This is a genomic window from Allobosea sp. 10L417, assembly GCF_056395485.1.
In genome coordinates, this window is sequence record NZ_JBFTJP010000003.1 from 274,915 (window position 1) to 290,103 (window position 15,189).

Genomic DNA, 15,189 nt, shown 5'->3' on the forward strand with positions numbered 1-15,189 from the left:
GCGACCGACGCCTCAGTCCCTGAGCAACTCGTTGATGCCGGTCTTGGAACGGGTCTGGGCATCGACCGTCTTGACGATGACGGCGCAGGAGAGCGCCGGACCCGGCGTGCCGTCCGGGAAGGGCCTGCCCGGCAGCGAACCCGGCACCACCACCGAATAGGGGGGCACCTTGCCGATATGGACCTGGCCGGTGGCGCGGTCGACGATCTTGGTCGAGGCCGAGATGAAGACGCCCATCGAGAGCACGGAGCCCTCGCCGACGATCACGCCCTCGACGACCTCGGAGCGGGCGCCGATGAAGCAGTTGTCCTCGATGATGGTTGGGTTGGCCTGCAGCGGCTCGAGCACGCCGCCGATGCCGACGCCGCCCGAAAGATGCACGTTCTTGCCGATCTGGGCGCAGGAGCCGACCGTCGCCCAGGTATCGACCATGGTGCCGCTATCGACATAGGCGCCGATGTTGACGAAGGACGGCATCAGCACGACGCCCGACGCGATGAAGGAGCCCTTGCGCGCGGCGGCCGGCGGCACGACGCGGAAGCCGGCGGCGCGGAAGCGGTTCTCGCCCCAGCCCTCGAACTTCGACGGCACCTTGTCCCAGAACACGCCCTCACCCGGGCCGTTGGCCATGATCACGTTGTCGGTGAGGCGGAAGGAGAGCAGCACCGCCTTCTTCAGCCATTGATGCACGACCCAGTCGGCACCCTGCTTCTCGGCGACACGAGCCTGGCCGGCATCGAGCATCTCGATCGCCTGCTCGACAGCGTCACGCACGGCGCCCTTGGTCGAAACGCCGATCTCGGCCCGGTTCTCCCAGGCGGCGTCGATGGTGGCGGCGAGATCGGCGAGGGACATCGGGCAGCTCCGGCGCTTGGAAGGTCGCGGGAGCGATGGCGGATGAGGGGCGCTGCGTCAAGCCGCAGAGCGCCGGCGCAGCAGATAGGTATCCATGATCCAGCCGTGGCGGGCACGGGCCGCAGCCCTGACGCTGGTGATCTCGGCCGAGAGCTCGGCGAGCGGCCCGGCACGCAGGATCTCGTCGGGCGTGCCGAGATAAGCGCCCCAGTAGATATCGAGTTCAGACGGATCGATCTTCGTGAAGGTCTGCTCACCGTCGAGCATGACGACGACGCTGTCCTGGTCGGCCGGGAAGCCTGCCGCCAGCCGGCGCCCGGTGGTGATCAGGATCGGCGCGCCGATCGTGTTGAGGGGAATGCGGTGGCGCGCAGCCAGCACCTGGACGCTGCTGATGCCGGGATAGACCTGCCAGTCAATGGCGAGGCCGGAGGCGGCGACGCGGTCCATGATGCGCAATGTACTGTCGTAGAGCGCGGGGTCGCCCCAGACCAGCAGCGCGCCGGTCTGCCCCTCGGCCAACTCGGCCTCGAACAACGCGCGGTAGCGCGTAGCGATGCGCTCATGCCAATCGTCGACTACGCCATGATAGTCGCTGCCGGCCTCGACCCGGCGCGGGATGTCCACGGGAACCGTGCGGTAGCCCGGCTTGCGGATGAAGCGCGTGCAGATGCCTTCGCGCAGGGCCCGCAGCGCCGCCTTCTCCTCACCCTTGTCGGGGATGAACAGGACATCGGCGCGGTTCAGCGCCTCGATCGCCTCGACCGTCATATGGTCGGGATTGCCGGCCCCGATGCCGATGATGAGGATGTTGCGCATGCCGCTCCGAGGGTTCGCAGCGGCTTAGCATGGCCTGCGCGCGAAATGCGAGATCAGGCCCGGCCGAGCACGGCCATGCCGGCGAGGCTCGGCTGGGGAGCTGGCGCTGCGCTTAACGCCAGCGCCGCCTGACGCGCCTCCAGATCCGCCTGGAGGCGCGGCCGCCAGCCGCAAGGGCATGGCTGATCGCCGCGATGAGCATCCGCCACCTCTCTGTCGACAGAACCGACCGCCTGCGCCGCCAGCTCGATCAGGGTGAGAGGCGGCAGCCGAGTATCGCGGAGCGCCACACAAAAAGCCGTCAGCACCGCCTGCCGGATCCTGCCCGGGCGGTTTCCAACGATTCTGCGCTCCCCTGATCAAGCCGCACAATCGAGGCCCTTCATGGCGGCATGGAGGCGGCTCGGTGGCCCCTGTTCGGGCAATGTGACGCCAAGCAGATCGACGAGGCGCTGCATGCGCGGCGGGAGTGCCGCATCGGCGGCGAGATCGCCCGGCCCCTTGGCGAGAGCGAGCGCGCGGCGCAACTCCGGCCGGCTCGCGCCGGTGCGGACGATTTCTTGAATGATGATCTTGTCGATGCGGCCGATTGCGGCCGCGACATCGACCTCGGTGACTCCACCCATTCCGGTCCTCCGTCGGTTGATTCACTGATCGCGGCAGAGAGATAGGCAGTCAGGCGATTCGAGGCAACCCTTTGTTATTAATACGTAAATAGAACTATTCGAAGGTAACGGGCCACTCTCGCCCGCAAGCGTGACCGGAAAATGACGCCGCCGGCTCAGGGCTCGCGGACGATCTCCAGCCGGGCGCCATGGGCCGGATCGACGTCGAGCACCGCGTCGTCCGGACCATAGAAGGAAATCGCATAGGCGCCCTGGCCACGGGCGATGAGATGCGCCGCCGGGGCGGCTGCGGCCGCCGCACGCGGCTCCACCAGCGAGAGGGTCTGTCGCTCGATGCGGAACTGGGCGAGGCCAAAGCCGAGTCCGGGAACGCTGCCGGTTGCGACCGGCTCGCGGCCGAGCAGAGCACGATAGCGCGCCGTCGAACCCGCGAGGTCCTGAACGGCAACCGTGACGCCGGCGACCCCGGTGACGCCGTTCGGGTGACGACGTGCCGCACCGGTCGGGACGCGCAGATCGCGCGGGGTGACGTCGGTGACGAGGAAGGGAATGTCCGGCTCGGGCGGGCGTGCCGAGCGCCAGGCGAGGCGCGTGCCGTCCGGCTGGAGCCGGCCGCCCTCGATCGGGCCGTCCATGACGATGCCGGTGGCGCGGGCGCGGGCGAGATCAGCCTCGAAATCATCCGGCAGAACGGCATAGTCGACGAGGCCGGGCCCGGCGCTATCGAGCACCTGCCACCAGCGGAAACCCGGCACCGGCCGCGGAAAGGCGATGATCTCGAGATAGGCGCCGTCCTCGAACACGACGAGCGCATTGCGCGAGCCCCGCGGATGCTCGCCGCCCGGCAGCACGGTGAAGCCGAGGGCGGCGTAGTCCCGCATGGCCGCATCGAGATCGGCGACGGCGATGACGATATGGTCGATCGAAAGCGGCATGGCTGTCGTCCTGCGATGCGGTGATCAGTCGCTTTGTGCGATGGCTTCGATCCTGGCCATGCCGCCAAGCTGGGGGGCAAAGCTCGCCCAAACCTTGCGGGCGCCGTCCTGCCAGCCGGCGCGGTCCTCGGCCGGCACGGTCCTGCCGCCTTCGGAAGCGGCCTTCGCCATAGAGGCGGCCTCGTCAGCCAGCATGAGCTCGTCGAAATAGGCGGTTCCCTCGGCCACAGCTGCGGCCAACGCCTCGCGGTCGGACGGCGTCARCGCCTTCCAGAACGGCGCAGCGAACATCACGACGCCGCTAGCCCAGATATGGCCGGTCTCGATCAGGACCGGCACGACCTCATGCAGCCGGAAGCCGACATAGGCGGATTTGGTCAAGTCCATGCAGTCGACCACGCCGGTCTTCAGGGCGTTGTAGGTCTCGGGGATCGGGATCGGCGTGGGGTAAGCGCCGAAGCCGGACCAGAGCGCGGTGTGGAGCGGGCTCTGAATGACGCGAATGCGCTTGCCCTTGACGGAAGCGGGCGTCGTCAACGGCTCCTTGGCGAGGAGATGGCGGGCGCCGTAGTTGATGAAGCCCGGCACGATGAAGCCCTGCGCCTCGTAGCGCGCCTTGAGCTCGGCCCCGAGCGGGCCGGCCAGAACCCTTCCGAGATGGTCGCGATCCCGGAAAAGGAAAGGCAGGTCGAGGATCTGCCCCTCCGGCACCCAGCCGGACAAGGATGAGACTGTCGAGAGCGCCGCCTGAATGGAGCCAAGGCGTAAGCCCTCGGCGACCTCTTTTTCGCCGCCGAGCGCGGCATTGGGCACGATCCGCAGATCGAAGCGCCCCGGCGCCGTGCGCGCCAGGATCTCGGCGACGCGCCGCCAGATCCTGGTCTCCGGCTTGGCCTCTCCGAGCAGCGAGGCGACGGTGACCGGCCGGCCGGCGGCAAAGGCCCGCCCGCTTCGCAAAATAGCGGGCGCGACGAGGGAGCCGGCGGCGAACTGGCGGCGGGTGATCGGCAAGGGCGTGCCTCCTTCAGCGCTTGCCGCGAGATCGCGCGAAACGCGCCCCGCGGCAAGAGGTGCGCACGATTCAGGCCGGGAAGGCGCCCTCGAAGGCGGTCGCCGAGATCGGGTTGCGCTGGCTGGGCGTCTCCCGCGCCTGCAAGGCTTCCGGCAGCTGCGCCTTGTCGCCGGGCTTGCCGATCGCGACCGCCGCCTCGACGCGGTAGCCAGCAGGCACCTTAAACTCTGTCAGCGCACGCGCACGGTCGAAGCCGACCATGCCATGCGCCTGCCAGCCCAGCCGCACGGCCTGGAGGGCGAGATTGGCCCAGGCGGCGCCGGCATCGAAGGAATGGCTGTAGGACGGCACTTCCTCGGCCTTGCCAGGCACCGCCATGGTCTCCTTCGAGACGACAACGACAAGGGCCGCGGCGTTCTTCGCCCAGGACTGGTTGAACGCGTTGAGCAGGCCGAGCAGCGTCTGCCAGTGTGCCGTGCCACGGCGGGCGTAGACGAAGCGCCAAGGCTGGGAGTTGTAGGAGGATGGCGCCCAGCGCGCCGCCTCGAACAGTGCCTTCAGCTCAGCTTCGGAAATGACCTCGTCGGTGAAGGCGCGCGGCGACCAGCGCTCGAGAAAGAGCGAGTCGATCGCGTGATCGGCGGTGCGGCTATTGGCAATACTGGTCATCAGAAATCCTGACGGCATGAACGAAACCCGGCGCGAGATACACCACGCCTGGAGCCCTGCGGGGCCTCCGGCAGGATCGGCATGGGCGAAGGAGGGGTCAAGGAAAGGAAAAACCTTAAGAAGACCCGTTTCGGCAACGCGTTACTTGCCTGGCAGCGCGGCGGAGAACGATGCCGCTTTTGCATGGATTCCGGGGAATGCGGTGTCACTCTTGCGTGATATGCAGGGCGGACCGATCTGCCAGATCGCGGCGGCCAGCGGAGACGACGATGACGGACACCCACGAAATTGCTTCCGGCCGGCTGCGTGCGACGATCCGGGCACAGGGCGGCGAAATGATCGCGTTGTCCGATGCCAACGGGCCGCTGCTCTGGCATGGCGGGCCGGAATGGCCGCGCCATACACCCGTGCTTTTCCCCATCGTCGGGCGGCTCACCGACGACACGCTGATCCTAGGGGGCCAGTCCTATCATCTGACGCAGCACGGCTTCGCGCGCGACAGCCTGTTCCAATGGGTCGAACGAGCGGCGGACCGCGCCGTGCTGGAATTGCGGGAGAGCGCTGAGACGTTGGTACGCTACCCGTTCCGCTTCGTATTGCAGATGATCTACGAGCTCGCCGACGACAGGCTTTCGGTGACGACGCGCGTCACCAACCCGGCCGAGACGAAGCTGATCTGCGGCGTCGGCGCCCACCCCGCTTTCCTCTGGCCCTTGGCGGAGGGCATCGCGAAGGAGGCCCACCGCCTCAGCTTCATTCACGCCGAGCCCGGACCGGGCCTGGGCGTCGAAGGCGGGCTGCTCGGCGCGCCGATCCCCTTGCCTTTCGACGGCACCGAGCTGCCGCTCGCGGAGGCGCTGTTCGCCAACGATGCGATCGTGATCCCGGACGTCGCCAACAGTTCGGTGCGCTTTGCAGCCTTCGACACGGCCGGGCGCGAGGTTCGCGCCCTTACCGTGAGCTGGGAGGGCTACAAGGACCTCGGCATCTGGTCGAAGCCGACCGGCGCCCCCTTCCTCTGCATCGAACCCTGGTTCAGTATGGCGAGCCCGGCCGGCTGGCAGGGCGAGTTCGCGGAGAAGCCGGGCATCCTGACGCTGGCGCCGGGCGAAAGCCGCGACTTCGTCTGGCATGCCACGCCGCATTTCATCCCGACGGCTTCGCCAGCTTGAACGCCCCCGGCGCTATTTCTTCTCGATGTTCCAGAACAGCATGACCGGCGCCGCCAGCACGCCGGCGACATTCGTGCGGCGGGCATAGGGCTGATCGAACTGGCCGAGCACGCGATAGGGCTGCACCTCGGCAAGACGCTTGTGCAGCGCTTCGAGCGCGATCTTGCGGCTGGCGTCATCGGGCGCATCGACGAAGGCGCCGCGCAGCTTCTCGGCTTCAGCATCGCAAGGCCAGCCCGCCCAGGCGCGCTCGCAGGCCATGTTGGTGCCGATATTGGTCAAGGGCGACTGCATCGTCGCGCCAGAGGCATAGGTGACGAAGAGGTTCCAGCCACCCTGATCCGGCGGGTTCTTGTTCTGCTGGCGCGTGGTGACGGCACCCCAATCCGCGAACTGCACGTCGACATTGAAGCCGACTTCCTTCAGCGAGGCGGCCGCAACCTCGGCCATGCGGCCGATCGGCGCGATGTCGTTGCTGGTCGAGAGAACCAGCTTCTCGCCCTTGTACCCGCTTTCCTTGAGCAGTTGCCGCGCCTTCGCGAGATCGGGCTTGGCATAGCCCTCGGCACCGGCTTCGGTGCCGTTCGGGCTGCCGCAGACGAAATAGGCGTTGCAGCGCTTCCACCATTCCTCATCGCCGAAGCCGGCGGCGAGGAAATCGGCTTGATCAGTGGCATAGGCCAGAGCGAGCCGCGCCTTCGGATTGTCGAAGGGCGGGTAGAGATGGTTCGGCCGCAGCATCACCTGATTGGCGAGGTTGGAATAGCGCTCGACCTTGATCTGCTTGTTGGTGGCGATCGTCGGGATCAGATCCTGGCTCGGCTGCTCCCAGATGTCGATCTCTCCGGTCTGGAGCGCCGCGGCGGCGGTGGCGGCATCGGGCATGATCAGCCATTCGACGCGGTCGACCTTGACGACACGGCCACCTGCGAGGCCGTCGGCAGGCTCGGAGCGGGGCACATAGTCGGGATTGCGGTCGTAGACGATCTTCGAGCCGCTGCGCCATTCCTCGCGGTTGAACTTGAACGGGCCGGAGCCAATCGTCTCGGTGATCGGCTTCATCGGATCGCTCTTGGCGTCCGCCTCGCGCATGATGACCGGGATCTGGCCCACGGCCGAGCCGAGCGCGAACGGCACCAGCGCCAGCGGGCGCTTGAGCTTCAACTTGAAGGTCCTGTCGTCGACCGCCTCCATGCCTTCGGTGTACTCGCCGAGCTTGCCGCCGATGGTGTCGCGCTTCATCCAGCGGGCGAGCGAAGCGATGACGTCCTTGGTGGTCACCGGCTGGCCGTCATGAAATTTGAGGCCGGGGCGCAGCGTAAAGCTCCAGCTCAGCTTGTCCGGCGCGGTCTCGAAGCTCTCGACCATCTGCGGCTTCGGCTGGAGGTTCGAATCCCAGGCGAACAGCGTCTCGTAGATCATCAGCCCGTGCATCCGGGTGATGACGATCGAGGCTGCGACCGGGTCGAGCGTCTTGAGATCGGCATGCGGCGCGACACGCAGCACGCGGTTCGCGGCGGGCTGCGCCTGCGCTGCCGCCGGCAAGGGCAGCAGCGCAGATGCCGTCAAAAGCAGCGCGGCAGCGAAACGGGGCAGTTGCATCGGGACGTCCTCCTCAATCGTCATCGACCCAGCTGCATCGCCCACGCGGAGCGGTGTCAGCCGACGCGTTTCAGTTGCAAAATCCTTGCCCTGTGCCCGGCGACCTGCAAGCCGCCGGCGCCATCGAGCCAGAGGCAGGGCCGCGAACGCCAGGGGCCGTGCAGCAGATCGGCCAGCGCGCGGCCGTTCGGCAGCGGCGTCAGCCGTGAGACCGTGCCGCCTGAGGGCCAAGGCATCAGCGCGGTGCCGTCGGCGCGCACCTCGATCTCGGTGCCGAAATGCGGATCGCGCCAGTGGCCTACGAGCCGGGCATCGAGTGCCGTATCGGCGGGGACGCGCCGCAGCGAACGCTGCACGCCGCCGATTGGGCCGGACAGGCGGTCAGCCCCCTCCTGCCGGAGACGGATATCAAGATAGGCCGGCAGGCTGCGCAGCCCGTCGGCCCCGTCCTTCACAAGGCGCTCATAGCCGCCCATGAAGCTGATCGAATCCGGCGTGAGTTCCGCCCAGAACGGACCTTCTTCGGCGGCGAAGAGGCCGGCGGGCGCGTCGGCCGGCACGGGCAGTTCCTGCCCGAGCAGCGCCGCCAGCACCGTCATGGCCGGCCAGAGCGCTTCTTCCTCGCGATTGGTCAGCACGACCACGCCGGCGCCATAGGCCGGCGCCATCAGAAAGTGGTTGCGATAGCCCGTGAGCGAGCCGCCATGGCCGACGATCCCGATCTCGCCGAGGCGGCTGCAAACAAGCCCCAGCCGATAGACGCTCTCGCTGCCATCGGCGAAATGGCGCGGTATCGTCAGGCGTTCGAGCATGCCGGCAAGCGGTCCGCGCCCCGCCAGCAAGGCGGAGGCCCAGCCGGCAAGATCGGCAGCGGAGCCGGCGATGCCGCCCGAGGCGGAGAAGTGAAAGCCGTAATGACCGCGCCGCCAGCTTTCGCCATCACGCCAATAGCCCGTGGCAAGGCCCGGCACGATCTCCGCGCTGTCATAGGGCAGCCGGAAGGCGAGGCCGAGTTCGCCCGACAGCTCCGCGACGATGTCGGCGTAGGGCCTGCCCGTGACCCGCTCCAGAATGCGCTGGCCGAGCCGCCAGCCGGTGTTGGAATAGGCCATCTCCGTGCCTGGCTCTGCGCTCAGCGACGGGAAGCGGCAGGCGAGCGCGAAGACTTCGTCGGCGCTCAGCGTCGCCGTGAAGGGCACGCCCTGCTGCCAGAAGACCTCCATCATGTCCGGCAGGCCGGCGGTCATGTCGAGGGCGCGGCCGAGCTCTACTTCTGCGAGCGGCGCCGACAATTCGGTCAACCAGCGACCGAGCGGGGCATCGAACGGCACACCTGCGCGCAGCAACGCGATCGCCAGCACATGCTTGCTGATCGAGGCGAAGCGGTTCGGCGTCTGCGGCGTGAAGGGCAGCTGATAGTCGATGCTGGCGAGACCGCCGGCAAAGGCCTCGCGCACGCCGTCGCGATCGAACAGCACGACGGCGCCGCCGGGACCGGCCTCGCGCTGCCAGCTAGCGACAATTTCGTTCGCGCACGCAGCGGCGCGCATCCAGTCCAAAGCCATCCGGCTTGTCCTCAGGCTCGCGGGGCTTCGCCGACTAGATTGCGCAGCGCCCGCATGAAGACGCGCGCTCCGGTGTCGATCGCATCGTCCGGGAAGTCGTAATCGGGGTTGTGCAGATGGGCGGTATCGCCCGAGCCGAGCAGGAACATCGCCGACTTGGCCTTGCGGCCGAACAGGCCGAAATCCTCCGAACCGCGGGACGGCTTGGTCGGGCCGTGCGGCACCTTCTCCTCGTCCATCGCCCGGCGCAGCATCGCGACCGCCTCGGGCTCGTTCTCGCAGTGGTGGAAGATGTCGTGATAGCTCATCTCGGCGTCGAGGCTGCCGGCGGCTGCGACCTCGCGCACCAGCGCCTCGGCCTTCGCGCAGAGCGCGCCCATCTGCGCGTCGTTGACGGTGCGAAGCGTCACCCAAAGCTCGCCACGGCCGGGCGCGATGCCGAAGGCCGGCTCGCCGATCCCGGCATGCGTCACGGTGACGAGCGTGAAATTCGCGTCGAGTTCGCCGCCCGGGCCGAGCGCCGTCAGCTCGGGGATGAGGCGGGCGATGGCGGGAGCCGGCGAGCGGCCGTGCTCCGGTGTCGAGGCATGCGAAGTCTCGCCGTTGAGCACGATCCTGAGGCCGCGCGAGGCGCAGTTGGCGGCGCCTTCCGAGATGCGGGCATGGCCGACCGGGACACCCGGGCGATTATGCAGGGAGAAAGCGTAGTCCGGCGCGATCTCGGGGAATTTCGGGTCGGCGATCACGGCGGCGGCGCCGGCTCCGGTCTCTTCCGCCGGCTGGAACAGCAGGATGGCGCGGCCGCGCTTGGGCGGATTGCGGTGAAGCCCGCGTGCCAGCCCTGCGAGGATGGTCATGTGACCGTCATGGCCGCAGAGATGGCCCTTGCCGGGAATTTCGGAGCGGTGGTCGCTGGTCGAGAGCTCCTCGATCGGCAGCGCATCGAGCTCGGCGCGGATCAGCACGGTCGGGCCGGGCTCGGCGCCCTCATAGATCGCGGCGACGCCGTGGCCGCCGAGTTCGGTGACGATGCGGTCGGGCCGGGTCGGCTCCAGAAACGCGACGATGGTGGCAGCGGTCTCGCGTTCCTCGCCCGAGATCTCGGGCCTGCGATGCAGCCGATGCCTGAGATCGACGAGATCGACCATATCGCTGTTGGTCAGGAACACGGATGAGCCTCCCAGGCTGTGGCCGGCGCGTGTGCCGGCTCTTTCCCGGAGAGGTTCGACAATTCATCCGCTTCGGCAACCCGCGTCGTCGCCGGGGGCGGCATGCGCGAGCGCGATGCCGGCCAGAATCAATTGCCGAGCTCGGCCTCGACCTCTGCGTCGAAGGCCTGCGCCAGCATGGCGCGACAAGCCTCGGCCTGCGCGCGGGCGGCGTCGAGCGCGATGTGCGGCATGATTTCCGCGAGATCGCGGAGCGCAAAATCGACAGCCGAAAGCAGACCGAGCACGGGCTCGGGCGCGGCTGGTGGCTGTTGCGGGCGACGGAACGCGATGACCTGACCCATAGGCATACTCACACTGAAGGCGAATCGGCGAACAGTGTGCGGGCCCAAGCTTCAGAAAGTGGTTAACGGCAAAATTGCGGCAGAGAGACCGCGTCAACCATAACCGTGCAGGCTCGCGCCGTGGCGCTTCAGCCAGGCCTCCGCCTCCTCGGTATGCGGGCAGAGCTTGTGGGTCAGCGCCCAGAAACGATGCGAGTGGTTCATCTCCCTGAGATGCGCCACCTCATGGGCCGCGAGATAGTCGAGCACCGAGGCCGGCGCGAGAATCAGCCGCCAGGAGAAGTTCAGATGCCCCTGCGAGGAGCACGAACCCCAGCGGCTCGTGGTGTCGCGGATGGTGATCTTGCGGGCAGGGATGCCGAGCGCAGCGGTGTGGCGCCGCACCGCCTTCTCCAGATCCTCGAGCGCGAGCCGCCTGAGGAAATCCTTGACCCGGCGCGCGACATGGGCCGCCTCGCCCGCGACCGCGATGATAGGGGCGCCGTCCTTGTCCTGCGTCGCCTGCGTCAGCCCGCGGGCCTTCGACCAGTGGACGATCCGATGGGGCACGCCGCGCAGCGGCACAACCTGCCCCGGCTCGAACGGCACCGCCAACGGGCGCTTCGCGACACGCGCGGCGATCCAGCCACCATGATTCTCGGCAAAGGTACGCCCCGCAGCGAAGTCGACCCGCTCGGGCAGGGTCAGGGTGATCTCTCCAGTCGCTTGCGAGACGCGCAGCGTCATCCGCCGCGCATTGGCGCGCCGCTTGATCGATACGGGATAAAGCGTGCCGGCATGCCCGACCTCAATCCGGTCGGGGTCCGGCTGGCGCCTGAACAGGGAGATGCGCATCGCCTACGATTGTGCGGGATTCGCGAGCGATGGGAAAGAGCGGGGCTGCTGCGCCCCGTCAGCCGACGACCTTCAGAGCCTTGCGCTGCTCGTCCGCGCTCTCGCTGCGACGGCTCTTGGCCGCCTCCATGTCGAGGCTGACCATGAAATCGGAGATGCGGGGCTGGATCTCGGAGCGGAAGCGCGAGCCATTGAAAACGCCGTAATGACCCACCTTCGGCTGGAGATAATGGACGCGCTTGTCGGCGGGGATGTTGGCGCAGAGATCATGCGCCGCCTGGGTCTGTCCGACGCCGGAGATGTCGTCGTTCTCGCCCTCGACCGTCATCAGCGCGACGCGGCGGATAGCCTTGAGGTCGACAGGCTTGTCGCGATGCATCATCTCGCCCTTGGGCAAGGCGTGTTTGACGAAGACGGTGTCGACGGTCTGGAGGTAGAACTCCGCCGTCAGGTCCATCACGGCGAGATATTCGTCGTAGAACTCGCGGTGCTTCTCGGCCGAATCGCCGTCCCCGCCGACGAGATGCTTGAACATGTCGTAATGGGCGGTGACGTGGCGGTCCATGTTCATCGCCATGAAGCCCGAGAGCTGCATGAAGCCCGGATAGACCTGCCGGAACGCTCCCATATGCGGGAAGGGAACGACGGTGATGCAGTTGCGGCGGAACCAGTCCGTGCCGCGCTCCATCGCGAGCTGGTTCACGGCGGTCGGCGAGCAACGGGTATCGATCGGCCCGCCCATCAGCGTCATCGAGCGCGGAGCGCAGGGATCGCTCTCGGCCTCCATGCGGGCGATCGCGGCAATGACCGGCACGGAAGGCTGGCAGATTGCCATGACATGGGTGTCCGGCCCCAGCGTCTGCAGCATGGCGATGACGTAATCGATATAATCGTCGAGATCGAAGCGGCCCTCCGTCAGCGGCACCAGCCGCGCGTCGGTCCAGTCGGTGATGTACACCTCATGGCCGGGCAGGAAGGCCTCGACCGTGCCGCGGAGCAGCGTGGCGTAATGGCCCGACATCGGCGCCACCATCAGCACCTTCGGCTGCGGCTTGCGCCGGCCCGCGATCTTCCGGTCGAAATAGACGAGCTTGCCGAAGGGGCGTTCCCAGACGACCCGCTCCTCGACCGAGACCTTGACGCCGTTGATCGTCGTCTCGTCGAGACCGAAGGCCGGCTTGCCATAGCGACGCGTGGCGCGCTCGAACAATTCGCAGGAGGCCGCGACCGTACGCCCGAAAGGCGTATAGGTCAGCGGATTGGCCGGGTTCTTGAAGGCGAGGTGCATGGCGTCGGAGACCCCGCGCACCGGGCTCACCATCATGTGAACCGCTTCGTAGGCATGATAGGCAAACGACATTGTGTCCCCGTACATGCGATCGCGTGTCCTTCTGGCGACGCAGCAAGGAATGATGCGCCGCAATAACGCAGCTTACGTTGATTTTGTTCTCATTCAACCCAGCTAAAGGCTAAGATTCTCCTGCCATGTGGATGAAACCGTCATTCCCGCTCTCGGCGGGAGCCGCGCAGGAGGCCGATCAGCGGTGAGTGCCTCGGACCTCTCGCCACCTCTTCTCGCCCGCACGGGCCGCCATCTGCGGCTCGACACGCTGGTCAGGCTGCGCTGGCTCGCCATCGCCGGCCAAAGCGCGGCCGTCGCCGGCGTGCATTTCGGCCTCGGTTTCCCCCTGCCCTTCGGCTGGTGCTTCACGATCATCGCCGTTTCGGCCGGGCTCAATATCGCGCTGCGGGTCCGCTTTCCGCTCAGCCATCGGCTGCAGGATGGCTCGGCGACAGCGCTGCTCGGGTTCGACATCGCCCAGCTTGCGGCCCTGCTCTTCATGACCGGCGGGCTGCAGAACCCGTTCGCGATCCTGTTCCTGGCGCCAGTGATGATCTCGGCGACGGCGCTGCCGCCGGAACGCACCCTGCTGCTCGGCCTGCTGGCGATCGTCCTGGCGACCCTGCTCAGCCGCTTCCACCTCCCGCTGCCCTGGGCGGGCGAGGAACGGCCCGTGCTGCCGCCCTTCTATCAACTCGGCAACTGGGTCGCGCTCGTGCTCGGCCTCGCCTTCACCGGCATCTATGCCTGGCGAGTCGCCAAGGAGGCGCGCGATCTCTCCGACGCGCTCGCGGCGACCGAGCTCGTGCTGGCGCGCGAGCAGCACCTGTCCCAACTCGACGGGCTCGCCGCAGCAGCAGCCCATGAGCTCGGCACCCCGCTGGGCACCATCGCGCTGGTTGCCCGCGAACTCACCCGCCTCGCCCCGCCGGATGGCGAGATGGCCGAGGACATCGCACTGCTGCGCGAGCAGGTCGAACGCTGCCGCGGCATTCTCGGCAAGCTCTCCAGCCTGCAGGACGACGATGCCGGCCCGCTGGACCAGCTGACGCTCAGGCTGCTGATCGAGGAAGCGGCCGGGCCGCAGCGGCCCTTCGGCGTGCCCTTCGAGATCAGCATGACCGGCGACAAGCCGGAACCGGTCTGCCGGCGCAACCCCGGCATGATCTACGGACTCGGCAACATCGTCGACAATGCGGTCGATTTCGCACGCTCCACCGTCGCCATCACGGCCGAATGGACGCAAAGCCGCGTCGTGCTGACGATCGCCGACGACGGCCCGGGCTTCCCGCCGGATGTGCTGATGCGGGCGGGCGAGCCTTATCTGTCGCGGGGCTCGGCAGAGAACCGTGCCGGCGGCGGGCTCGGGCTCGGCCTCTTCATCGCCAAGACGCTGCTCGAACGCGGCGGCGCGACGCTGGAGTTCTCGAATCGCCCTGCCCCTTCGAGCGGCGCCTCGATCCGCATCGTCTGGCCCCGCGACATTTTTGAAGCGGACCTGCCCGCCATGGGGGGTACCAAGCTGGAAGCATCGGCATTACATGAGCTTAGCTGACCGCAAGCCCGAACGGGCGTGCGGCCGGCGTTTCGAAACCTCACTTCGCGCCACCGCAGCGCGCATGGACAAGCGGTCAGGAGATCAAAATGCAGGACGCGCCGAGCGAGACCGACAGGCCCGAAAACACGGACATGTCGTTGCTGCTGGTCGATGACGACAAACCATTCCTCACCCGCCTCGCCCGCGCCATGGAAGGCCGCGGCTATATCGTTCGCACGGCCGACAGCGTCGCCGCCGGAATCGCGGCGGTCGAGCAGGCCGCACCCGCCTTCGCGGTGATCGATCTGCGTCTCGGTGACGGCAATGGGCTCGACGTGATCGCTCGGCTCAAGGAGCGCCGGCCGGGAGCCCGCGGGGTGGTGCTGACCGGCTATGGCAACATCGCCACCGCTGTCAGCGCCGTGAAACTCGGCGCCTTCGACTTCCTCGCCAAGCCGGCCGATGCCGACGAGATCCATGCCGCACTTGCCGCCGCGCGCGACGCCCGGCCCCAGCCGCCGGAAAACCCGATGTCGGCGGATCGCGTGCGCTGGGAGCATATCCAGCGCGTCTACGAGCTGTGCAGCCGCAATGTCTCGGAGACGGCGCGCCGCCTCGGCATGCACCGGCGCACGCTGCAGCGCATCCTGGCCAAACGCGCTCCACGCTGATTCGACGACCTACAGAAGAAAGCCCGCCGGATGGCAT

General features: G+C 67.6%; 15 protein-coding genes. 3 read left to right on the forward strand and 12 right to left on the reverse strand.

Translation table 11 applies throughout. The features are described 5' to 3' along the window. Window positions 1-12: 12 nt before the first annotated feature. The 6 genes from dapD to AC1DE3_RS11770 form a co-directional block, all read right to left on the reverse strand. The gene (gene dapD / locus AC1DE3_RS11745; protein ID WP_441509459.1) at window positions 13-855 is read right to left on the reverse strand and encodes a 2,3,4,5-tetrahydropyridine-2,6-dicarboxylate N-succinyltransferase; all 843 of its coding nucleotides are present in this window, start codon (window positions 853-855) and stop codon (window positions 13-15) included. Between the two features lie 57 nt (window positions 856-912). After that, window positions 913-1,674 (reverse strand): precorrin-6A synthase (deacetylating), encoded by a 762-nt coding sequence (gene cobF, locus AC1DE3_RS11750; RefSeq protein ID WP_441509460.1) that lies wholly within the window; start codon window positions 1,672-1,674, stop codon window positions 913-915. 359 nt (window positions 1,675-2,033) lie between these two features. Beyond that, entirely contained in the window at window positions 2,034-2,300 is a 267-nt protein-coding gene (locus tag AC1DE3_RS11755; RefSeq protein WP_441509461.1) for a hypothetical protein, read from the reverse strand. A gap of 155 nt (window positions 2,301-2,455) precedes the next feature. Next, window positions 2,456-3,235 carry a VOC family protein gene (locus tag AC1DE3_RS11760; RefSeq protein ID WP_441509462.1) on the reverse strand — a complete coding sequence of 260 codons (780 nt, stop codon included), beginning with the start codon at window positions 3,233-3,235 and terminating at the stop codon, window positions 2,456-2,458. Between the two features lie 24 nt (window positions 3,236-3,259). After that, complete coding sequence (locus tag AC1DE3_RS11765; protein WP_441509463.1) at window positions 3,260-4,246, reverse strand: TRAP transporter substrate-binding protein; 987 nt, start codon at window positions 4,244-4,246, stop codon at window positions 3,260-3,262. Between the two features lie 70 nt (window positions 4,247-4,316). Continuing rightward, complete coding sequence (locus AC1DE3_RS11770) at window positions 4,317-4,916, reverse strand: nitroreductase family protein (RefSeq protein ID WP_441509464.1); 600 nt, start codon at window positions 4,914-4,916, stop codon at window positions 4,317-4,319. Between the two features lie 269 nt (window positions 4,917-5,185). On the opposite strand from AC1DE3_RS11770, the gene AC1DE3_RS11775 reads away from it, so the two are divergent. Continuing rightward, on the forward strand, window positions 5,186-6,088 hold the full coding sequence (locus AC1DE3_RS11775; RefSeq protein WP_441509465.1) for an aldose 1-epimerase family protein: 903 nt from the start codon (window positions 5,186-5,188) through the stop codon (window positions 6,086-6,088). Window positions 6,089-6,100: 12 nt separating this feature from the next. On the opposite strand, the gene AC1DE3_RS11780 is transcribed toward AC1DE3_RS11775, so the two are convergent. The 6 genes from AC1DE3_RS11780 to AC1DE3_RS11805 form a co-directional block, all read right to left on the reverse strand. Beyond that, entirely contained in the window at window positions 6,101-7,690 is a 1,590-nt protein-coding gene (locus AC1DE3_RS11780) for an ABC transporter substrate-binding protein (protein WP_441509466.1), read from the reverse strand. Between the two features lie 56 nt (window positions 7,691-7,746). Beyond that, a complete protein-coding gene (locus AC1DE3_RS11785; protein WP_441509467.1) occupies window positions 7,747-9,255 on the reverse strand; it encodes a serine hydrolase domain-containing protein in 1,509 nt (502 codons plus the stop codon). A gap of 11 nt (window positions 9,256-9,266) precedes the next feature. Then, complete coding sequence (locus AC1DE3_RS11790) at window positions 9,267-10,424, reverse strand: amidohydrolase (protein WP_441509468.1); 1,158 nt, start codon at window positions 10,422-10,424, stop codon at window positions 9,267-9,269. A gap of 128 nt (window positions 10,425-10,552) precedes the next feature. Further along, window positions 10,553-10,768, reverse strand: coding sequence for a hypothetical protein (locus tag AC1DE3_RS11795; protein ID WP_441509469.1), 216 nt, complete (start codon window positions 10,766-10,768; stop codon window positions 10,553-10,555). 93 nt (window positions 10,769-10,861) lie between these two features. Continuing rightward, a complete protein-coding gene (locus AC1DE3_RS11800) occupies window positions 10,862-11,602 on the reverse strand; it encodes a M48 family metallopeptidase (RefSeq protein WP_441509470.1) in 741 nt (246 codons plus the stop codon). Between the two features lie 58 nt (window positions 11,603-11,660). Continuing rightward, the gene (locus AC1DE3_RS11805; RefSeq protein WP_441510098.1) at window positions 11,661-12,962 is read right to left on the reverse strand and encodes a polyhydroxyalkanoate depolymerase; all 1,302 of its coding nucleotides are present in this window, start codon (window positions 12,960-12,962) and stop codon (window positions 11,661-11,663) included. A gap of 184 nt (window positions 12,963-13,146) precedes the next feature. Here AC1DE3_RS11805 and AC1DE3_RS11810 point away from each other — a divergent pair, with 184 nt between their 5' ends. Continuing rightward, entirely contained in the window at window positions 13,147-14,499 is a 1,353-nt protein-coding gene (locus tag AC1DE3_RS11810; protein WP_441509471.1) for an ActS/PrrB/RegB family redox-sensitive histidine kinase, read from the forward strand. Window positions 14,500-14,588: 89 nt separating this feature from the next. Continuing rightward, window positions 14,589-15,152, forward strand: coding sequence for an ActR/PrrA/RegA family redox response regulator transcription factor (locus tag AC1DE3_RS11815; protein WP_441509472.1), 564 nt, complete (start codon window positions 14,589-14,591; stop codon window positions 15,150-15,152). Window positions 15,153-15,189 lie beyond the last annotated feature (37 nt).